16 protein-coding genes and 1 riboswitch are annotated in these 20,928 nt (G+C 72.2%); of the genes, 11 read left to right on the top strand and 5 right to left on the bottom strand.

The features are described from left to right. The first annotated feature begins 13 nt into the window (after positions 1-13). From nuoL to recQ, 4 genes are all read left to right on the top strand, one after another. On the top strand, positions 14-1,927 hold the full coding sequence (gene nuoL / locus ACZ6SQ_RS29185; protein ID WP_469567230.1) for an NADH-quinone oxidoreductase subunit L: 1,914 nt from the start codon (positions 14-16) through the stop codon (positions 1,925-1,927). Between the two features lie 5 nt (positions 1,928-1,932). Then, positions 1,933-3,504 (top strand): NADH-quinone oxidoreductase subunit M, encoded by a 1,572-nt coding sequence (locus ACZ6SQ_RS29180; RefSeq protein ID WP_469567228.1) that lies wholly within the window; start codon positions 1,933-1,935, stop codon positions 3,502-3,504. Next, positions 3,501-5,150, top strand: a complete 1,650-nt coding sequence (nuoN, locus tag ACZ6SQ_RS29175) for an NADH-quinone oxidoreductase subunit NuoN (protein ID WP_386380600.1) — start codon at positions 3,501-3,503, stop codon at positions 5,148-5,150. Before ACZ6SQ_RS29180 ends, nuoN begins: the two co-directional genes overlap by 4 nt. A gap of 240 nt (positions 5,151-5,390) precedes the next feature. Beyond that, the gene (gene recQ, locus ACZ6SQ_RS29170; RefSeq protein ID WP_469567226.1) at positions 5,391-7,385 is read left to right on the top strand and encodes a DNA helicase RecQ; all 1,995 of its coding nucleotides are present in this window, start codon (positions 5,391-5,393) and stop codon (positions 7,383-7,385) included. A 57-nt stretch (positions 7,386-7,442) separates the two neighbouring features. On the opposite strand, the gene ACZ6SQ_RS29165 is transcribed toward recQ, so the two are convergent. Together ACZ6SQ_RS29165 and fahA are read right to left on the bottom strand one after the other, a co-directional pair. Next, the gene (locus tag ACZ6SQ_RS29165) at positions 7,443-8,381 is read right to left on the bottom strand and encodes a M56 family metallopeptidase (RefSeq protein ID WP_469567224.1); all 939 of its coding nucleotides are present in this window, start codon (positions 8,379-8,381) and stop codon (positions 7,443-7,445) included. A gap of 305 nt (positions 8,382-8,686) precedes the next feature. Next, on the bottom strand, positions 8,687-9,898 hold the full coding sequence (gene fahA / locus ACZ6SQ_RS29160) for a fumarylacetoacetase (RefSeq protein ID WP_469567222.1): 1,212 nt from the start codon (positions 9,896-9,898) through the stop codon (positions 8,687-8,689). Between the two features lie 339 nt (positions 9,899-10,237). Between fahA and ACZ6SQ_RS29155 the strand changes: the two genes are divergently transcribed. Continuing rightward, entirely contained in the window at positions 10,238-11,062 is an 825-nt protein-coding gene (locus ACZ6SQ_RS29155) for an HAD family hydrolase (protein WP_469567220.1), read from the top strand. A gap of 73 nt (positions 11,063-11,135) precedes the next feature. On the opposite strand, the gene ACZ6SQ_RS29150 is transcribed toward ACZ6SQ_RS29155, so the two are convergent. Beyond that, a complete protein-coding gene (locus ACZ6SQ_RS29150; RefSeq protein WP_469567218.1) occupies positions 11,136-11,606 on the bottom strand; it encodes a transglycosylase SLT domain-containing protein in 471 nt (156 codons plus the stop codon). Between the two features lie 5 nt (positions 11,607-11,611). Continuing rightward, a riboswitch (cyclic di-AMP (ydaO/yuaA leader) is annotated at positions 11,612-11,751 on the bottom strand. Between the two features lie 869 nt (positions 11,752-12,620). On the opposite strand from ACZ6SQ_RS29150, the gene ACZ6SQ_RS29145 reads away from it, so the two are divergent. The 4 genes from ACZ6SQ_RS29145 to ACZ6SQ_RS29130 all read left to right on the top strand — a co-directional run bounded on the left by ACZ6SQ_RS29145 (position 12,621) and on the right by ACZ6SQ_RS29130 (position 17,310). Beyond that, positions 12,621-13,631 carry a polyprenyl synthetase family protein gene (locus tag ACZ6SQ_RS29145; protein WP_469567216.1) on the top strand — a complete coding sequence of 337 codons (1,011 nt, stop codon included), beginning with the start codon at positions 12,621-12,623 and terminating at the stop codon, positions 13,629-13,631. A gap of 469 nt (positions 13,632-14,100) precedes the next feature. Then, on the top strand, positions 14,101-15,345 hold the full coding sequence (locus tag ACZ6SQ_RS29140) for a LolA family protein (RefSeq protein ID WP_469567215.1): 1,245 nt from the start codon (positions 14,101-14,103) through the stop codon (positions 15,343-15,345). A 74-nt stretch (positions 15,346-15,419) separates the two neighbouring features. Further along, the gene (locus ACZ6SQ_RS29135) at positions 15,420-16,424 is read left to right on the top strand and encodes an ABC transporter ATP-binding protein (RefSeq protein WP_469567213.1); all 1,005 of its coding nucleotides are present in this window, start codon (positions 15,420-15,422) and stop codon (positions 16,422-16,424) included. Further along, positions 16,411-17,310, top strand: a complete 900-nt coding sequence (locus ACZ6SQ_RS29130) for an ABC transporter permease (protein ID WP_469567211.1) — start codon at positions 16,411-16,413, stop codon at positions 17,308-17,310. Before ACZ6SQ_RS29135 ends, ACZ6SQ_RS29130 begins: the two co-directional genes overlap by 14 nt. A gap of 12 nt (positions 17,311-17,322) precedes the next feature. Here ACZ6SQ_RS29130 and ACZ6SQ_RS29125 read toward each other — a convergent pair whose 3' ends face one another. Then, complete coding sequence (locus ACZ6SQ_RS29125; RefSeq protein WP_469567209.1) at positions 17,323-17,904, bottom strand: flavodoxin family protein; 582 nt, start codon at positions 17,902-17,904, stop codon at positions 17,323-17,325. 360 nt (positions 17,905-18,264) lie between these two features. Between ACZ6SQ_RS29125 and ACZ6SQ_RS29120 the strand changes: the two genes are divergently transcribed. Then, positions 18,265-19,626, top strand: a complete 1,362-nt coding sequence (locus ACZ6SQ_RS29120; protein WP_469567207.1) for a tetratricopeptide repeat protein — start codon at positions 18,265-18,267, stop codon at positions 19,624-19,626. A 65-nt stretch (positions 19,627-19,691) separates the two neighbouring features. Here ACZ6SQ_RS29120 and ACZ6SQ_RS29115 read toward each other — a convergent pair whose 3' ends face one another. Further along, complete coding sequence (locus tag ACZ6SQ_RS29115) at positions 19,692-20,183, bottom strand: VOC family protein (RefSeq protein ID WP_469567205.1); 492 nt, start codon at positions 20,181-20,183, stop codon at positions 19,692-19,694. Between the two features lie 21 nt (positions 20,184-20,204). On the opposite strand from ACZ6SQ_RS29115, the gene ACZ6SQ_RS29110 reads away from it, so the two are divergent. After that, positions 20,205-20,837, top strand: coding sequence for a CGNR zinc finger domain-containing protein (locus ACZ6SQ_RS29110; protein WP_469567203.1), 633 nt, complete (start codon positions 20,205-20,207; stop codon positions 20,835-20,837). Positions 20,838-20,928: the final 91 nt, after the last annotated feature.

Genomic DNA, 20,928 nt, shown 5'->3' with positions numbered 1-20,928 from the left:
GGGTCGCTGAATCGTGGAGAACCTGATCGCGCTGCTCATCGCGGCGCCTCTGCTCGGAGCGGCCGTACTGCTGTGCGGCGGCCGGCGTCTCGACGCCGTCGGCCACTGGATCGGCACGGCGCTGGCGGCCGTCTCCTTCGTCCTCGGTCTCGTCCTGTTCACCGACCTGCTGGGCAGGGCCGCCGAGGACCGCACCGTCACCCAGCACCTGTTCACCTGGATCCAGGTCGGGGGCTTCGACGCGGACGTCGCCTTCCGCCTCGACCAGCTGTCGATGACGTTCGTGCTGCTGATCACGGGCGTCGGCTCGCTGATCCACCTGTACTCGGTCGGGTACATGGAGCACGACGAGCGCCGCCGCCGCTTCTTCGGCTATCTGAACCTGTTCCTCGCGGCGATGCTGCTGCTGGTCCTCGCCGACAACTACCTGCTGCTGTACGTCGGCTGGGAGGGCGTCGGTCTCGCCTCCTATCTGCTGATCGGCTTCTGGCAGCACAAGCCCAGCGCGGCCACGGCCGCGAAGAAGGCCTTCCTGGTCAACCGCGTCGGCGACATCGGCCTGTCGATCGCGATCATGCTGATGTTCACGACGTTCGGCACGTTCGCCTTCGGTCCCCTCCTCGGCACGCACGAGGAGCCCGGCCTGGTCGCCGACACCTCCGAGGGCAGGCTCACCGCCATCGCGCTGATGCTGCTGCTCGCGGCCTGCGGCAAGTCGGCCCAGGTGCCGCTGCAGTCCTGGCTCGGGGACGCGATGGAGGGCCCGACCCCGGTCTCGGCCCTCATCCACGCCGCGACCATGGTGACCGCGGGCGTCTACCTGATCGTCCGCTCCGGCGCGATCTTCGACGCGGCACCGGACGCGCAGCTCGTCGTCACCATCGTCGGCGCGGTCACGCTGCTGTTCGGTGCGATCGTCGGTTGCGCGAAGGACGACATCAAGAAGGCGCTGGCCGGGTCGACCATGTCGCAGATCGGCTACATGGTCCTCGCCGCGGGCCTCGGCCCCATCGGCTACGTCTTCGCGATCATGCACCTGGTGACGCACGGCTTCTTCAAGGCCGGGCTGTTCCTCGGCGCCGGTTCGGTCATGCACGGCATGAACGAAGAGGTGGACATGCGCAGGTACGGCGGCCTCAGGAAGTACATGCCGGTCACCTTCGTCACCTTCGGCCTCGGCTACCTCGCCATCATCGGCTTCCCGGGCCTGTCCGGCTTCTTCTCCAAGGACAAGATCATCGAGGCGGCGTTCGCCAAGGGCGGCACCGAGGGCTGGATCCTCGGCGGCGTGGCCCTGCTGGGCGCGGCCCTCACCGCCTTCTACATGACGCGCGTGATGATCATGACGTTCTTCGGGGAGAAGCGCTGGCAGCCCGACGCGGACGGCCACGAGCCGCACCCGCACGAGTCGCCGAAGATCATGACGATCCCGATGGTCCTCCTGGCCGTCGGCTCGGTCGCGGCGGGTGGCTTCTTCAGCATCGGCGACCGCTTCCTGAACTGGCTGGAGCCCGTCACCGGGCACGACCACGGCCACGCGCCGATCAGCGCGGGCGCGGTGACCGGCGCGACGGTGGCCTGCATGGTCATCGGCGTCGCCGTCGCCTACCTCCAGTACGGCCGCCGCCCGGTCCCGTCCGTCGCCCCGCGCGGGTCGCTGCTCACCCGGGCCGCCCGCCGCGACCTGTACCAGGACGACTTCAACCACGTGGTCCTGGTCCGCGGCGGCGAGCACCTCACCCGGTCCCTGGTCTACGTCGACCACACCCTGGTCGACGGCGTCGTCAACGGCACGGCTGCCTCGGTCGGCGGCCTCTCCGGACGGCTGCGCCGGCTCCAGAACGGCTTCGCGCGGTCGTACGCGGTCTCGATGTTCGGCGGTGCGGCACTCATCGTCGCCGCGACCCTGCTGATGAGGGCGGTCTGATACCGATGTCCTTTCCCCTGCTGACAGCGGCGGCGGCGCTCCCGGCCATCGGGGCGGTGGCCACGGCCGCCGTGCCCGCCGCGCGCCGCACCGCCGCCAAGTGGCTGGCGCTGCTGTTCTCGCTGGCCACGCTGGCCCTGGCCGTCGCCGTCCTGGTCCGCTTCGACCCCGACGGCGACCGGTACCAGCTAACCGAGTCCCACTCCTGGATCGCGGACTTCGGGGTCCGCTACGAACTGGGCGTGGACGGCATCGGGGTGGCGCTGATCGCGCTCACCGCCCTGCTGATCCCGTTCATCGTCCTCGCGGGCTGGCACGACGCCGACCCGCTGGAGACCGGCAGCAAGCGGTGGCGGCCGACCCAGGGCTTCTTCGCCCTGATCCTCGCCGTCGAGGCCATGGTGATCCTCTCCTTCGAGGCCACCGACGTCTTCCTCTTCTACATCTTCTTCGAAGCCATGCTCATCCCGATGTACTTCCTCATCGGCGGCTTCGGGGACCGTGCCCACGAGCACGGCGAGGAGGCGGCCTCGACGCAGCGGTCGTACGCGGCCGTGAAGTTCCTCCTCTACAACCTGGTCGGCGGTCTGATCATGCTGGCCGCGGTGATCGGCCTGTACGTGGTCGCCGGGAACTTCTCGCTCCCCGAGATCGCCGAGGCCCGCGCCAACGGCACGCTCGACATGGCGACCAGCACCGAACGCTGGCTGTTCCTGGGCTTCTTCTTCGCCTTCGCGGTGAAGGCCCCGCTGTGGCCGCTGCACACCTGGCTGCCCAACGCGATGGGGGAGGCCACCGCCCCGGTCGCCGTCCTCATCACCGCGGTCGTCGACAAGGTGGGCACCTTCGCGATGCTCCGCTTCTGCCTCGGGCTGTTCCCGGAGGCCTCGAAGTGGGCGACGCCCGTGATCCTCGTCCTCGCCCTGATCAGCATCATCTACGGGGCGCTGCTCGCGGTCGGCCAGCGGGACATGAAGCGCCTGGTGGCGTACGCGTCGATCTCGCACTTCGGCTTCATCATCATGGGCATCTTCGCGATGACCACCCAGGGCCAGTCCGGCGCGACCCTCTACATGGTCAACCACGGCATCTCGACGGCCGCCCTGATGCTGGTGGCCGGCTTCCTCATCTCGCGGCGCGGCTCGCGGCTCATCGCCGACTACGGCGGTGTGCAGAAGGTCGCCCCGGTGCTCGCGGGCACCTTCCTGATCGGCGGCCTGGCGACGCTGTCGCTGCCGGGGCTCGCGCCGTTCGTCAGCGAGTTCCTGGTGTTGGTCGGCACGTTCGCCGAGTACCCGGTGGTCGGCATCATCGCCACCCTCGGCATCGTGCTCGCCGCGCTGTACACCCTCGTCCTGTACCAGCGGACGATGACCGGCCCGGTGAAGACCGAGGTCGCCACGATGCCCGACCTCAGGCTCCGTGAACTCGCCGTGGTCGCGCCCCTCGTGGTGCTGCTGATCTTCCTGGGTGTCTACCCGAAGCCGCTGACGGACATCGTCAACCCGGCGGTCGAGCACACCATGTCCGACGTACAGAAGAAGGACCCCCGGCCCGAGGTGGAGGCGGCCAAGTGAGCGCAACAGCCGTCCACAGCCTGTGGACAACCGCGGCCGACCCGATCACGAAGATCGACGCGCCGAAGATCGAATACGGGCAATTGTCGCCCACCCTGATCGTCGTGGGCGCGGCGATCGTCGGAGTACTGGTCGAGGCGTTCGTGCCGCGCAAGTCCCGTTACTACGCCCATATGTTCGTCTCGGTCGTCGCCCTGGTCGCCGCGTTCGCGGCGGTCGTGGCGCTCGCCGCGGACGGGTACGGCACCACCAAGGCGGGCGTCGCGGCCATGGGTGCGATCGCCGTCGACGGTCCGGCACTGTTCCTCCAGGGCACGATCCTGCTGGCGGCGCTGGTCGGCCTGTTCACCTTCGCCGAGCGCCGACTCGACCCGCAGTCGCACGGCAACCGCGTCGACTCCTTCGCCGCGCAGGCCGCCTCCGTGCCCGGCAGCGAGAGCGAGCAGGCCGCGGTGAAGGCCGGGTTCACCACCACCGAGGTGTTCCCGCTGCTGCTCTTCGCGGTCGCGGGCATGCTGCTGTTCCCCTCGGCCAACGACCTGCTGACGCTGTTCGTCGCGCTCGAGGTCTTCTCGCTCCCGCTGTACCTGCTGTGCGCGCTGGCCCGCCGCAAGCGGCTGATGTCGCAGGAAGCGGCCGTGAAGTACTTCCTGCTCGGCGCGTTCGCCTCCGCGTTCACGCTGTTCGGCATCGCCCTGCTGTACGGCTACTCCGGCTCGATGTCGTACGCGGCGATCGCGCAGGTCGTCGACGGCTCGGTCCCCGAGGTCAGCCCGGCTCTCGCCGGCACCATGGGCAACGACGCGCTGCTGCTGGTCGGCTCCGCGCTGATCCTGATGGGCCTGCTGTTCAAGGTGGGCGCGGTGCCGTTCCACATGTGGACGCCGGACGTCTACCAGGGCGCGCCGACCCCGGTGACCGGCTTCATGGCGGCCGCGACCAAGGTGGCCGCCTTCGGCGCCCTGCTGCGTCTGCTGTACGTGGTGCTGCCGGGCCTGCGCTGGGACTGGCGGCCGGTGATGTGGGGCGTGGCCATCGTCACCATGCTGGGCGGCGCGATCGTGGCGATCACCCAGACGGACATCAAGCGTCTGCTGGCGTACTCCTCGATCGCGCACGCGGGGTTCATCCTGGCGGGTGTCATCGCGACCACGCCGGAGGGCGTCTCCTCCGTCCTCTTCTATCTGGCCGCCTACTCGTTCGTGACGATCGGCGCGTTCGCGGTGGTCACGCTCGTCCGGGACGCCGGTGGTGAGGCGACGCACCTGTCCAAGTGGGCCGGTCTGGGCCGGCGGTCCCCGCTCGTGGCGGCCGTGTTCGCGGTGTTTCTGCTGGCCTTCGCGGGCATCCCGCTGACCTCGGGCTTCTCCGGCAAGTTCGCCGTGTTCAAGGCGGCGGCGGAGGGCGGCGCGGCGCCGCTGGTCGTGGTCGGTGTGATCTCCTCGGCGATCGCCGCGTTCTTCTACATCCGGGTGATCGTGCTGATGTTCTTCAGCGAGCCGCGGCCTGAGGGCCCGACCGTCGCCGTGCCGTCGCCGCTGACGACGACGGCGATCGGCGTGGGCGTGGCGGTCACGCTGGTGCTCGGCGTGGCGCCGCAGTACTTCCTGGACCTGGCGGGCCAGGCCGGGGTGTTCGTGCGCTGAGACCGGCATCGCCCGTGGGCCCCGGTTCCCCGAGAGGGGGCCGGGGCCCACGCGTGTCCGGCGGGGGCGGCCCGCCGCTCCGGTCGGCCGTTCCGGCCGACTGCTCCGGCCGACTGTTCTGGCCGAACACGGAGAGTCCCGGCGTTCACTCGTACGGGTCTGTGGATAACTCCAGGGGCTGTCGGTGCCTGCGCCTATCGTGGACGCAGTGGTCGAGACACGGCGTACGGGGGCACGGCGATGGGCGGGACGGGCGGGATCAGCGAGATGACAGGGACGACCGGGGGACCGGCGCCGACCGACAGCGAGGCACTGGCCGCACTGCACCGCGTGTTCGGCTACGACGCCTTCCGCGGCGAGCAGGAAGCGATCATCGAGCATGTGGTGTCCGGCTCGGACGCCGTGGTGCTCATGCCCACCGGCGGCGGCAAGTCGCTGTGCTACCAGATCCCCGCCCTGGTCAGACCCGGCACGGGCATCGTCGTCTCCCCGCTGATCGCGCTCATGCAGGACCAGGTCGACGCGCTGCGGGCACTCGGTGTGCGGGCCGGGTTCATCAACTCCACGCAGGACTTCGACGAGCGGCGCCTGGTGGAGGCGGAGTTCCTCGCCGGTGAGCTGGACCTGCTCTATCTGGCGCCGGAGCGGCTTCGGCTGGACACCACGCTGGAGCTGCTGGGCCGCGGCAAGATCTCGGTGTTCGCGATCGACGAGGCGCACTGCGTCTCCCAGTGGGGCCACGACTTCCGCCCCGACTACCTCGCCCTGTCCCTGCTCGGCGAGCGCTGGCCGGACGTGCCGCGCATCGCCCTCACGGCCACGGCGACCCGGGCCACCCACCAGGAGATCACCGAGCGGCTGCGCATGCCGGCCGCCCGCCACTTCGAGGCCAGCTTCGACCGGCCCAACATCCAGTACCGGATCGTGCCGAAGGCCGAGCCCAGGAAGCAGCTGCTGAGCTTTCTGCGCGACGAGCACGCGGGCGACGCGGGCATCGTCTACTGCCTGTCGCGCAACTCCGTGGAGCGCACGGCGGAGTTCCTGTCCGCCAACGGCGTCGAGGCCGTGCCGTACCACGCGGGCCTGGACGCGGGCACCCGCGCTGCCCACCAGTCCCGGTTCCTGCGCGAGGACGGCCTGGTCGTGGTGGCCACCATCGCCTTCGGCATGGGCATCGACAAGCCCGATGTGCGCTTCGTCGCCCACCTCGACCTGCCCAAGTCCGTGGAGGGCTACTACCAGGAGACGGGCCGGGCCGGCCGCGACGGACAGCCCTCGACGGCCTGGCTGGCCTACGGGCTCAACGACGTCATCCAGCAGCGCAAACTGATCCAGTCCGGCGAGGGTGACGAGGCGTTCCGCCGCCGGGCCGCGTCCCACCTGGACGCGATGCTCGCCCTGTGCGAGACCGCGCGGTGCCGGCGCGCACAGCTCCTCACCTACTTCGGCCAGGACCCCGACTCGCCGGCCTGCGGCAACTGCGACACCTGTCTGACACCGCCCGAGACCTGGGACGGCACGGTGGCGGCCCAGAAGGTGCTGTCGACGGTGGTGCGGCTCCAGCGCGAACGGGGGCAGAAGTTCGGCGCCGGCCAGATCGTCGACATCCTGCTCGGCAGACGCACCGCGAAGGTGATCCAGTTCGACCACGACCAGCTGTCCGTGTTCGGCATCGGCGAGGACCTGACCGAGGCCGAATGGCGCGGTGCCGTCCGCCAGATGCTGGCGCAGGGACTGCTCGCCGTCGAGGGGGAGTACGGCACGCTGGTGCTCACCGAGGAGAGCGGGTCGGTGCTGCGGCGCGAGCGTGAGGTGCCGCTGCGCAAGGAGCCGAAGAAGCCCGCCGGATCGCGGTCGGGCTCGTCCTCCGGCAGAGGCGAGCGCAAGCCCAAGGCGGTGGTGGCGGAGCTGCCCGAGGAGCTTCAGCCGGTCTTCGAGGCGCTGCGCGCCTGGCGCGGCGAGCAGGCCCGCGAACAGGGCGTCCCGGCGTACGTCATCTTCCACGACGCCACGCTGCGGGAGATCGCCCTCGCCCGGCCCGGCTCGGTGCGCGAGCTCGGCTCCATCAGCGGCGTCGGCGAGAAGAAGCTGGCGACCTACGGGGAGGGCGTGCTCGCGGTGCTGGCCGCGCTGGACGGCGAGCCCGGCTCCACGGCTCCGGCCGAGGAGGCCGCCGCCGCGCCGGACGACTGGCCGGAGTTCGAGACCGAGCCCGAGCCGGACGACTGGGCGTAGGCGGGAGGAGGCGCCGAGCCCGAGCCGGACCGGGCGTCGGCCCAGGGGCCGCCGGGGTCAGTTGAGCGCGGTCAGCCCCGGCGCGAAGGTGATCAGCAGCGGGAGCAGCGGGACCAGGGCCGCGACCGTGGTCGTCAGGGCGCGCCGGACGCGGTCCAGGCGGGGCGGCGGCTGGAGCAGACGGTCCACGCGCTCGCGCAGCAGACGGTCGCTGGAGGCGCAGGACAGGACGCCGCGGTGCTGGTTCAGCTCGATCAGGGCCAGGGCCGCGGTCAGATGGCCGCACCGGCGCGAGGCGGTGTCGTCGGCGGCGAGTTCCACCAGTCGGCGGGTCTGGTCGCAGAAGTAGGCGAACAGCGGCACCCGGGGAAAGCCGGTGGCCAGGGCCGTCGACAGATGCAGCAGCCAGTCGTGGTGGGCGCGGGCGTGACCGCGTTCATGGGTGAGCACGGCGTCCAGCTGGTGGTCGGTGAGGCGGTGCAGCGCGCCGGTGGTGACGACCAGCTGGGGCGGGCTGCCCGGCATCCACCAGGCGTCGGGGTACTCGTCCTCCAGCACCAGCAGGGGGCCGCGCGAGGCAGGGAGCCCTGCGGGCAGGTCGGGGGCGCGCTCGCGCAGATGCGCGCGGGCCAGTCCGCGCCGACGGCGGGCCTCCACCAGCTCACGGGCCAGCATCGCGGTGGTCCAGGCCGCTCCGAAGGCCAGCAGGACGGTGAGGGCGGTCGCCCAGGGCGGGGCGGCGGTGAGGTCGTAGGCGGCGGTCACCTCGACGGGCGCCGGGGCGAAGACATGGGCGCGGACGGTCTGGAAGACGGCGGCGGCGCTCAAGGTGAGGGCGGTGAGACAGCAGAGCAGGACGGTCGCGACGAGGCACTGCCACACCCACAGCGCGACCACGGGCTCCCGCTCGGGCCAGGCGGCCCGCGTGAGCGCGCGGGGGACCGGCACGGCGGCCGTCAGGGCGAGAAGGCTCAGCAGGAGCAGGCAGACGGTCATGCCACGGGCTCCGGATCCTGATCGGGAGTAGGGCGGGGGTGCGGTGCCTCGCTGCGCGCGGGGGGACGCGCTCGCCGCCAGTATGACGGCGGGGGGCGGTGGGCGTAAGGAATCGGCGGGAGCGGATCCGGAGCGGATCCGGTAGTGGCTGCAGCCCGGCCGTCGCCCGGCGGGCCGGGCCGCGATCCACCCTCATGGATCGCGGCACCGGCCGCCGGGGATCTCCTCACCGATCGCCGCTCAGGCCGCCCAGGACGTCCTCACTCACCGCCTGGGCCCCGGCCCGGCCGCACCGGGGCGCCGGTTCAGCCCGCCACGATCCGCCCGGTGACCTCGCCCAGGCCGACGCGGATGCCGTCCGGGCCGGGGGCCCAGGCGGTGAGGGTGACGACGTCGCCGTCCTCGAGGAACGTGCGCTTGCCGTCGGGGAGTTCGAAGGGGTCGCGGCCGTTCCAGGTCAGCTCCAGGAGGGAGCCGCGCTGGGCCTCGGCGGGGCCGCTGACCGTGCCGGAGCCGTAGAGGTCACCGGTGCGCAGGGAGGCACCGTTGACGGTCATGTGGGCCAGCTGCTGGGCGGCGGTCCAGTACATGGTGGAGAAGGGGGGCTCGGAGATGACCTGACCGTTGACCGCGACGGAGATCCGCAGGTCGTAGCCGTAGGGCTCCTCGTCGGCGTCGTCGAGGTAGGGCAGCAGCGGGTGAGTGCGCTCCGGGGCGGCGACGCGGGACTCCTCCAGGGCCTCCAGCGGGGTGATCCACGCCGACACCGAGGTGGCGAAGGACTTCCCCAGGAAGGGGCCGAGGGGGACGTACTCCCAGGCCTGGAGGTCGCGGGCGGACCAGTCGTTGAGCAGGCAGAGGCCGAAGACGTGGTCGCGGAAGCCGGCCAGCGGCACCGGGGTGCCCATCGTGGACGGCGTGCCGACGACGAAGCCGACCTCGGCCTCGATGTCCAGGCGCACGGAAGGGCCGAAGACCGGGGCGGGGTCGGCCGGGGCCTTGCGCTGCCCGGAGGGCCGTACGACGTCGGTGCCGGAGACCACGACGGTGCCGGAGCGGCCGTGGTAGCCGATCGGCAGGTGCTTCCAGTTCGGGGTGAGGGAGTCCTCGGCGTCGGGGCGGAACATCTGGCCGACGTTGCGGGCGTGGTGCTCGGACGCGTAGAAGTCCACGTAGTCCGCGACGGTGAAGGGCAGGTGCAGGGTCACCGAGTCGAGGGGGTGCATCAGCGGCTCGACGGTCTCGCGGTAGCTGGGGACCGTCACCCACGCGGTGAGCGCGCGCCGGACGTCCGACCAGGCGGTGCGGCCGGCGGCCAGCAGCGGGTCGAGGGACGGCTGGTCGAGCAGCGTGGCGTAGGGGGAGCCGAGGGCCCGGGCCGCCGCGCCCGCGTCGAGGACGTGGTCTCCGAGCCGGACGCCGACGGTCCGCCGGTGCGGGTCCCCGGTGGAGAACACGCCGTACGGAAGGTTGTGCGGACCGAAGGGGTCGCCCTCGGGGACATCGAAGGGGGGCATGCGGTTCTGCCTCGCTCTCGTGCGTGCCGTGTGCGGTGCCGTGCGCTCGCGTGCCGCGCGTTCGGACGGCACGTGACTGCGCCACACGTTACGGCCGGGCCGCCCGTCGTGGTCGGGCGGAGCCGCCGTTGAATCCCGGCCGCGTCGCCGCGTGCCGAAACCGGCCGAACCCCGCCGAACGGAGCCGGGCCACCGGGCCGGGCCATCCGGTCGGCCCCACTTGGGGGTGAAATGCCGGAGCGCGAAAGGGAGTTGAAGAGGCGCGTGAGCTCGGAGAGGCGCCTGTCGTAGTCTCCGACGCGGGGGGTCCGAGGGGTTCGATGTCCGTATTCTCTGATCATGGCCGCACCCACCGCATATGCCGACCGCACCGCCTTCTCGCTCGTCGCCACCGATATGGACGGCACACTGCTGCGCGGCGACGACACATTCTCCGACCGGTCGCGTGCAGCGCTGGCCCTGGCGGAGGCCGCCGGCGCCCGGCATCTGGTGGTGACCGGCCGGCCGGCGCCGAGGGTGCGTCCGCTCCTGGAGGAGCTGGGCAGCACGGGCCTAGCGGTGTGCGGACAGGGCGCGCAGCTCTACGACGCCGGTGCGGACCGGCTGTTGTGGTCCGTGACGCTGGACCGCGAGCTCGCCGAGACCGCACTCGGCAAGATCGAGGCCGAGGTAGGACAGGTGTACGCGGCCGTGGACCAGGACGGCGTCGACGGGCTCACGCTCATCGAGCCGGGCTACACGATGCCGCACCCCACCTTGCCCGCGCTGCGCGTCGAGCGCCGCGACGATCTGTGGTGCGAGCCGATCAGCAAGGTGCTGCTGCGCCATCACACCCTGGGCGACGACGAGTTGGCGACGGTCGCGCGGGGCGCGGTGGGTTCGCTGGCCACGGTCACCATGTCGGGGCCCGGCACGGTCGAGCTGCAGCCGTGCGGCATCACCAAGGCGACCGGCCTGGCGCTGGCGGCCCGGCATCTCGGCCTGACCCCGCAGGACACCATCGCCTTCGGGGACATGCCCAACGACATCCCCATGTTCGACTGGGCCGAGTACGGCGTCGCCATGGCCAACGCCCACCCCGAACTCAAGGCGGTGGCCGACGAGATCACCCACTCGAACGAGGACGACGGCATCGCCGTCGTCCTCGAACGACTCTACGGCTGACGCGCCGGGCGGATCCGGGCGAATCCGGTCAGATCGGATGTGTTGCCCGGGTCCCGGCGGCCGGCCGGAGGGATCAGTAGGCGCCGAAGACGTTGTCGATCGACCCGTAGCGCGCGGCCGCGTAGTTGCAGGCGGCGGTGATGTTGGCGACCGGGTCGTACGGGTCGAACGCCGTGCCGGGCACGTGGTACGCCGCGAAGGTCGGGTCGATGACCTGGAGCAGGCCCTTGGAAGGCGTGCCGGCGGCGGCGTTGGAGTCCCAGTCGTTGATCGCGAGGGGGTTGCCCGAGGACTCGCGCATGACGTTGCGGTAGATGCCGTCGTACGTGCCCGGGATGCCGTTCTGGGCCATCACGTCGAGTGACTGACGGATCCAGCCGTCGAGGTTGCTCGGGTAGACGGTCGCGGCCGTAGTGGCCGTGGGGGCGGCCGACGCGGTGGTCGCGCCGACGATCGGCAGCGCCAGCACGGCGGCGCCGACACCGGCGGCGGCGAGGGCACGGGCGAGACGGGGGCGGCGGTTTGCATGCGTGTTCGCAGGCATGGGGGTGTTCCTCTCCGGCGCCTGCGAGGTGAGCTGTCGGGTTCGGGCGGAAAGGTGCCCGGCCCTGCCCTTTCGGACATGGCTTCACCCCGAGCCGTACCGCGCCTCGTACCTGGTACGACGTTCGGTCCGGCGACCTGCCTGGGTCCCCCGCTCCTGCCGCTGCGTCTGGTCGTCGGATGCTGTGGGCGGCGGCAGGATTCGGCGTCCGCCCGGCTGGCCCGGAACGTATGCGAGAGCACATGACCGAAACAAGTGCGGGATTCACACAATGGGACGACGCGGCATGATCCAGTCCGTTTGGGGTACTTGATCCATTTTGGTCGCCGCCGCGCAATTGCAGGGCGGGGCGCCCCCCGTGCCCCCTGGGCGCGCGGTCCGGCGTGCGGGCCGGCCAGTGAGCCAACTCACCGTCAGCCGCAAGAGCGGCAATTCGGACATGAGGCCCAACTCTGCCTCAATTGACCGCTCGTGGGATCCGCCTCTCGCGGATGCGGATCCCGGCGTCCGGGGCCGGGTCGGCCGACTGCCCTCCGGGGGCGTGGCGGGTCGCTCCCCGTGGCTCTCGCGGATGTGGCGGCTCGCTCCCCGTGGCTCTCGCGGATGTGGCGGCTCGCTCCCCGTGGCTCCCGTGGGGGTGGCGGCTCGCTTTCCCGCGTCCTCCGCGAACGCGGCGGGTCGCCGGACGCGTGCGCGGGAGCGCCCCCGTCGAAGCGTCCGCGCGGGCGCACCCCGTTCGGAAGCGGGGCGCGCGGATCCTGGTGGACGATCCCGTCGGGGGGGCGTACGGACACGAATGGCGCGATCCCTGCGGAGCCCGTTCGATTAAGTGGATAAATGTCCGTTCTTATCGGTTGATCAGCAACATACCGGCCGTGCCGCAATACCGCCCGGCCTGCGGGGTGGGTGGCGGCAGTGATCGAATCGTGACCGGATACGCTGACTTGAGTGATGGCGGCGACCTATCGACAAACCGCGTAATCGCCGGTGGACACCAGCAGACAGGAGACCCTCGTGACCGTCGTCGGGCCGTTCGGGCTGAGCGTGCGGGACCAGGCTCTGGAGGCCGATGTCCAGGCCGGATTGACGGCAGTCGAGGAAGGGTTGCTCGAGGCAACCAAGAGCGAGGTCCCCTTCATCACCCAGGCCGCCCAGCATCTGATGCGGGCCGGCGGTAAGCGGTTCAGGCCGCTGCTCGTGATGCTCGCCGCCCAGTTCGGCGACCCCTACGCGCCCGGCGTCGTGCCCTCGGCCGTGGTGGTCGAGCTGACCCACCTCGCCACGCTGTACCACGACGACGTGATGGACGAGGCGGCCGTACGCCGCGGAGTGCCCAGCGCCAACACCCGCTGGGGCAACTCGGTGGCCGTCCTCACCGGCGACTTCCTCTTCGCCCGTGCCTCGCACATCCTCGCCGACCTCGGCCCCGAGGCGGTCCGCGTCCAGGCCGAGGCGTTCGAGCGGCTGGTCACCGGCCAGATCCTGGAGACGGCCGGTCCCGCCGACGGCCGCGACCCCGTCGACCACTACCTGGACGTGCTGAGCGGCAAGACGGGCTCGCTGGTGGCCGTCTCCTGCCGGTTCGGCGCGATGATGTCCGGCGCCGACGAGACCCATGTCGACGTGCTCACCCAGTACGGCGAGCGGCTCGGCGTCGCCTTCCAGCTCGCGGACGACGTCCTGGACATCGCCTCCGACTCCCGCGAGTCCGGCAAGACCCCCGGCACCGACCTGCGCGAGGGCATCGCCACCCTGCCCGTGCTGCGGCTGCGCGAGCGGGCCGCCCGGCTGGGGCTCGCCGAGGACCTCGCCCTGTGCGATCTGCTGGACTCCGACCTCACGGACGACGCCCGGCTGGCCGAGGCGCTCGCCGCGCTGCGCGAGCACCCGGCCCTGGAGCACGCCCGCCGCGACACCGTCCGCTACGCCTCGGAGGCCCGCGCCGCGCTCGCGCCCCTGCCGGAGTGCGATGCGAAGGCGTCCCTGGTGGAGCTCTGCGACGCGGTGGTGCACCGGGCGGGCTGACGGCCTCAGGGGAACAGCCGCAGGGAAACGCCCCAGGGAACGACCCCAGGGGAACGGCCCCAGGGGCCACGGAGGCTCCGCACCGCACCGTCCCGACGGTCCGCAGGCCCGCCCCTCGCCGTCAAGACCACCCAGGCCCCCGGCGCGACCACCCAGGCCCCCCGTCACGGCCACCGCGTCCCCCGGCACCACCCCCCCGGAGCCCCCCCGCCCCGCCATCCCCAACTGCCTGTCCAAGGGCGGCGCGCCCTCGACCCCTACGGGTCGGGGGAGGCGCCGCCCTTGCGTGTCATACCGCAGGAGTACGTGGAGTTGGCTCCGCGGAGTGACGCGTCGACACCCCCGGTTTGGTCTGATGGAGACCACACGGAAAACACCACTCCTCACCGATTCGGGTGAGAATGGCGGCTCAGGGTGAACAGTGCGCATCGAGCTGAACGGCCGCCGCCGACACGGAGGTAGGGCACACATGGCACCGTACGAATCCGACGAGACCACGGCCGCCTCGGAGGCCGACGGCCCGAGCGCGGGCCGACGCAGGGCCACGCGGTACATCGTCCCGGTCGCGGTGACCGGCGTGGCGGCGGCGACCATCGGGCTCGTGCCCGCGCTCGCCAGCTCCGGCAGCCCCGACCTGCCGAAGATCAGCGCGGAGCAAGTCGTCCAGAACATCGCCGAGTCGGACACCGAGCAGCTGTCCGGCACGGTCCGGATCAACACCGACCTCGGCCTGCCCGACCTTGGCGGACTGGAGAGCGGACTGTTCTCCGGCGCCGCCCGGGGCGCGGACGGCGGCGACGGCTCCGCGGCCGACCCGTCGGCCCGGCTCACCGAGCTGGCCACCGGCACGCACACCCTGCGCGTGGCCGCCGACGGTCCCGACCGCCAGAAGCTGTCGCTCCTCCAGGACGCCGCCGAGTACAGCGTCATCCACAACGGCAAGGACGTCTGGGGCTACGACAGCCGGTCCAACGAGGTCTACCACTCGACGACGGCCGAGTCCGCCGAGCCCGAGGACGTGCCCGCCACGCCCAAGGACTTCGCCGAGGAGGCCCTGAAGGCGGCCGACGACACCACGTCCGTGACCGTCGACGGCACCGCCAGGGTCGCCGGCCGCGACGCCTACAAGCTGCTGATCGAGCCCAAGCAGTCCGGTACGACCGTCGGCGCGATCAGCATCGCGGTGGATGCGAAGACCTGGACGCCGCTGAAGTTCACCCTCACCCCGGCGAGCGGCGGCGCGGCCGTCCTGGACGTCGGCTTCACCCAGGTCAGCTTCGCCAGGCCGGCCGCCTCCACGTTCGACTTCACCCCGCCCAAGGGCGCGAAGGTCACCGAGGAGGGCGAGGCCGGGCACGACGCCCCGAGCGCCTCCGTGGACGGCGGTTTCGACCACTTCGGGAAGGGCTTCGAGAAGGGCCTGGAGCAGGGCGCCGAGGGCGGGTCCGCCGACGGTCCGCAGACCATCGGCGAGGGCTGGAACGCGATCGCCGTCCTGGACACCGGCGGCGAGGGCGTCCCCTCCGGCGACGAGATGGGCGGCCAGTTCGGCGGCTTCCTGGACTCCCTCGGCGACAAGGTCGACGGCAAGTTCGGCTCGGGCACGGTCTTCAAGACCCGCCTGATCAACGCCCTGATCACCGACGACGGCAAGGTCTACGTCGGCGCGGTCACCCAGGAAGCCCTGGTGAAGGCGGCCGATTCGCAGGGATGACCGCGGTGGCGGGCGTGCGCGCGGGACAGTAAGTACCGTACGCGTACGACGAGTCGAGGGAGCCGGGGGAGCCCATGCGCGCAACGTCCGCCACACCGGGGCACGAGAGCGACCCGGGCGCCGCCCCCGGCGCCGGTGCCGACGAGGGCGACGGAGCGATCGTCACCCGCGCTCTCACCAAGCGTTACCGCGGCGGACAGCTCGCCGTCGACGGGCTGGATCTGACCGTCCCGGCGGGCAGTGTCTTCGGCTTCCTCGGCCCCAACGGCTCCGGCAAGACCACGACCATCCGCATGCTGATGGGCCTGATCGAGCCCACCTCGGGCAGCGCGCGCGTGCTCGGGCGGCCCATGCCCCGGGCCGCGCGGACCGTGCTCCCGCAGGTGGGCGCCCTGATCGAGGGCCCGGCGCTGTACGGATTCCTGTCCGGCCGCGACAACCTCCTGCGGTACGACGCCGCCGACCCCACCGCCGACCCGCGCACCCGCCGGGACCGGGTCGGCACGGCGCTGGAGCGGGTGGGGCTGGCGAGCGCCTCGGGCAAGAAGGCACGGGCCTACTCCCTCGGCATGAAGCAGCGGCTGGGCCTTGCCGCGGCCCTGCTCCAGCCGCGCCGGCTGCTGGTGCTGGACGAGCCGACCAACGGGCTCGACCCGCAGGGCATGCGGGAGATCCGCACCCTGATCAGGGAGCTGGCCGCCGACGGCACGACGGTGTTCCTCTCCTCCCATCTGCTGGACGAGATCGAGCAGGTCTGCACGCACGCGGCCGTGATGGCCCGCGGCCGGCTGATCACCCAGGGCGCGGTCGCCGACCTCGCGGCCGGGGCGCGCGGGCGGCTGGTCGTCACGACCCCGGACGCGGCAGAGGCGGCCCGGGTGCTGAAGGAACAGGGCGTGGGCGACGTGGTCGCCGACGGGGACCGGGTCACCGGCGAGCCGCCCGAGCGGGAACTCGCGGAGATCAACGCCTCGTTGGTCCGGGCAGGGGTGCGGGTACGCGGATTCGGCGTCGAACGGGCCTCGCTGGAGGAGGCGTTCGTGGCGCTGACGGGGGAGGGCTTCGATGTCGCGGGCTGACCTGACCGTCGCGGCGCCGGGCGGCGCGTCCGCCGCCCGCACGCCCGGCTTCCTGTGGAGCCTGGGCCTGCTGCGCAGCGAGCTGGTGACGACCTTCCGGCGCTGGCGCACACTCGCCCTGCTGGGGGTGCTGGCGGCCGTGCCGGTGCTGGTCGGGATCGCGGTGAAGATCGAGACCAGTGACGGTTCCGCCGTCGGCGGCGGGGGCGGCGAGGGCCCCGCGTTCATCTCGCAGATCACCAACAACGGCCTGTTCCTGGTGTTCACGGGGCTCGCGGCGACACTGCCGTTCTTCCTGCCGATGGCCGTCGGCGTGGTGGCGGGGGACGCGCTGGCCGGCGAGTCCAACGCGGGCACACTGCGCTATCTCCTGGTCGCGCCCGCCGGCCGCACTCGGTTGCTGCTCACCAAGTACGTGACGGTGGTCGCCTTCTGCCTGGCGGCCACGCTCACGGTCGCCGTCTCGGCCCTCATGGTCGGCGCCCTGCTCTTCCCGATGGGTGATCTGACGACCATCTCGGGGACCCGCATCAGCTTCACCGAGGGCCTCGTCCGGGCCGTGCTGATCGCCCTCGTCGTCGCCGCGTCACTGCTCGGGGTCGCGGCGCTCGGCCTGTTCGTCTCCACGCTGACCGGCAGCGGCATCGCCGCGATGGCGACGACGGTGGGCCTGCTGATCACCGTGCAGATCCTCGACCAGATCCCCCAGCTGAGCGCCCTGCACCCGTACTTCTTCTCCCACCACTGGCTGTCCTTCGCCGACCTGATGCGTGAGCCGGTCTACTGGGAGGACCTGCGCAAGAACCTCGGCATCCAGGCGCTGTACGCGGTGGTGTTCGGCTCGGCGGCCTGGGCGCGCTTCACCACGAAGGACATCACGGCGTAGGGCCCCGGCCGCTCACTTCTCGTACGGGAAGCGGGCGAGGGGCGCGTCCTGGGCGAAGAAGGTCTTGGCGCGGGCCAGGGCGTCGGTGTCGGCGAGCACATCACCCGGCCTGCTGCCGTTGCCGAGCAGGACGCCGCCGAAGCGCATCCTCATGTACGCCGCGGAGTTGTTCAGGGTGCCGATGAGCGGCTCGGCGACCTCGGTCTCCTCGTGCGCGAGCGCGGTGACGCCCCACAGCGTCCGTCCCGCCATCGTGGCCCGGAAGTCCGCGCCGGGCACGCGCAGCCAGGCCGACCAGTGGTCGAGGTAGCGCTTGGCGTGTGCGGAGAGGGAGTACCAGTACAGAGGTGAGGCGATGACGAGGTCCGTCGCGGCGAGCGTGGCGTCGAGCAGGAGGCCGGCGTCGGGGTCCTCGCCGCGCTCGCGGGCGACGTCGTGCCGTACGTCCTCGAAGTCGGGCAGGGGGTGGTCGGCCAGATGGATCCAGCGCTGCCCGACGTCCTCGGGCAGTTGCTCGGCGGCGCGGCGGGCGAGCAGTTCGGTGTTGCCGTCCGCGCGGCTGCCGGTGGTCAGGAAGAGGAAGCGGCGGGTCATGGGTCCCCCAGGTGGTCCGTGTCCAGAGCTGTGCTCGGAACGCTGCTCAGGCCCGTGCTCGGGTCGGGAAGGCCCCAACATCGTATGCACATGCATCAAAATCTTTCCACCGGGAACCGAGGGACTGGGGCCTCTGGGGCCCACAGGGCCTCAGCGGTTTCTGGGATCTCAGCGCCCCCTGGTGCCTCTGGTGTCTGTGTGGTCTCTGGGGCCTCCGAGACGCCTGGTACGCCCGGGAATTCGGCCCCGGTTCTTGGGACGAGGCTGTGACGTCGTGGTGACGCGTGAAGGGCCTGTGAGCGGAGAGACTCGACCGTGCGTGTCCGGCGGCGTTCGCGGACAGAGGGAGTGGGGGAACCGATGACACCGACCAGCCGCGGCGACCAGCGGGAACAGCACGGCATCACCCAGGCGCCGACCGCCGGACCGGTGGCACCGCTCGACGTCCGCGTCACCGTGACCGGCGCCCTCGTCGAGGGGGTGCGCGTGGCCACGGGCACCGGCGAGGAGATCCAGCGGGCCGTCCTGAAGCACCTCCAGACCGTCGCCCGCGCCTCGGGCCGCCCGGTGCTCGCCATGGTCCACGACGAGCGCATCGGCTACGTCGTTCCGCTCCAGGTCGCCCCCGACGGCGCGAGCAGCTTCACGGCCGACCCGGTCCGGGTGCGGCGGGAGGCGCCGAAGGCCGAGGCCCTGGGCGGGACGGCCGCACCGGCCACCCCGGGCGGGGTCGGCCGGCCCCGGGGGCAGGAGCGGCCGCGGACCGCGGCACCCGGCGGGGAGCCCCGGCGGGTGGAGCCGGCGCGCGCCCAGCAGGTGGAGCCGTCGCCGGCCGAGGGATTCGGTCCGCCGCCGGTGATGGCCGGGCCGTCCCACGGTGCCGAGCCGTACGGCCCCCAGACCCTGACCCCGCAGCCCCCGCCGTCCGGCTCGCCCTACGTCCCGCAGGCGCACCACGCCGATCCGGACGCGTCGAACCCCTACCTCCGGCCGACGGCACCGACGCCGACGGCCCTGCGGCCCGAGCCGGTTCCCGGCACCGCGCCGGCCCCCCGGCCGATCCCGGAACCGCAGACCACCACCGCGAACCGCTCCGCCACCGGCACCCCCGCCCCGCTGACCACGTCCGCGCTGACCTCGTCCGCCCTGACCCGGCTCACCTCGTCCGCCCCGGCCCCCTCCACCTCGCTCACCCCGACCCCGCCCCGCGGCTTCGACGCCATCGCCGAAGCGGTGCTCGACGACGAACAGGGCGTCGCCACCGGGCCCCTCGCGGAGCCCATGGGGCGGATCGGCGAGGCCGTGCGGTCGGGACGGGTCGAGGCGGCCGCGGAGCTCGCGGCACGGACGCTGGCGGGAACGGGGCTGGAGCACGAGCACCCCGAGGTGCTGCGGCTGCGGGAACTCACCGCGTACATCGCCTACCTGGCCGGAGAGGGCGAGCGTGCCATGGGCCTGTCGCTCGACCTGGCCCGGGTGCACCGACGCCTGGGAGACGCCGACGCGGCGTACGGGAACGTGCAGAGCGCCGCGATGGCCTGGCGCGCGGTGCGCGATCCGCAGGACGGGCTGCGGCTCGGCCACGAGTTGATAGACATGTGGACGGACCTGGCGGCCGAGGGCGGCCCCGCCGCCGCCGACCTGGAGGAACTGGAGTCGGCCCACGCCCGCATGATCCGGCTCACCGACCGAGCGGCCCGCGCCGCCCGTTCCCAGGCGTGAGGGCCCGGCCCGCTCGTTCCTAGGGCGTGAGGGCCCCGGTCTGCTCGCGCACAGGGCCTAGGCCCTCACTGCACGCAGAACTCGTTCCCCTCCGGATCCGCCATGACCACCCACTGTCCGCCCGCTTCCTTCACCTCCCGCAGCACGCTCGCCCCGAGCCCCCGCAGCCGGGCCACCTCGTCCTCGCGCCGGCCGGCGCCGGGATGCAGGTCCAGGTGGAGCCGGTTCTTGCCGGACTTGGGCTCGGGCACGCGCTGGAACAGCAGCCGCCGCCCCAGCCCGGTGCCGCTGTCCGGCTCGACGGGGTCCTCGGGATGCCGTACGGCGACCAGGTCGCGGAAGGCGAGGCGGGCGTGGAACTCGACGACCGCCTCGCGCGGCAGGGCGCCGAGTTCCAGCAGCCGTTCGATGAGCGCGTTGTTGTCCTCGACCTCGTAGTGCAGCGCGGCGGCCCAGAAGTCGGCCTGGGCCTGCGGGTTGCCGCAGTCGATGACGAGCTTCCAGTGGACGGGCGCCGGGGCGGGCGCCCTCGTCTCGTGTGCTTCGGTGTCGGTCACGTAACCAGTTATATTGGTTACGTGACCGATCGCGTCCGGGAAACGCCGGAACTCCCGCCGAAGACGCCCGGCCTGACCCTGATCTCGTACGAGGGCACGCCGTACCGCTTCGATCCCGGCGCCCTGTGCCTGGAGCTGCTGCCCACGGGGGGTCCGGGTGCCTTCGCGCGCTTCGAGGTGCTGCACGAGCCCGCCGACCTGGCGGCCTGGGCGCGCCGCAGTCGGCTCGCGGACGGTCTGGAGCTCGCCGTCGACGAGGGCGAGCTGAGCGACGCCCGGGTCTTCCGTGACGCGCTGTTCCTGCTCACCGCCGACCGCGCGCACGGCCGCCCGCTCCAGCCGCGTCATCTGGAGATCGTCAACGCGGCCGCCGCCGAACCGCCCCTCGTGCCCCGTCTCGCCCCGGACGGCTCGCCCGCCTGGGCGCCGGGCGCCACCGGAACCCGGCTGCTGTCCACGCTGGCCCGTGACGCGATCGACCTCTTCGGCGGACCGTACGCCGACCGCGTCCGCGAGTGCGGTGCCCACGACTGCTTCCTGCTCTTCGTCGACACCTCGCGCCCCGGCCGTCGCCGCTGGTGCGCCATGGAGCACTGCGGAAACCGCGAGAAGGCCCGCGCCCACCGCGCCCGTAACGCGACCGGGCAGGCCTAGGCGCTGTTTCCTGGATCATGTGCGGAGCCAGATGATGAGGGCTGCGAGGGTGACGGTGCCGAGGTAGGCGTATGCCCGTTTCTCGTAGCGT

The sequence above is a fragment of the Streptomyces sp. NPDC048600 genome (genome assembly GCF_055587025.1).
Note: the sequence above shows the minus strand (reverse complement) of the source record. Positions and strands in the feature narration are given on the sequence as shown.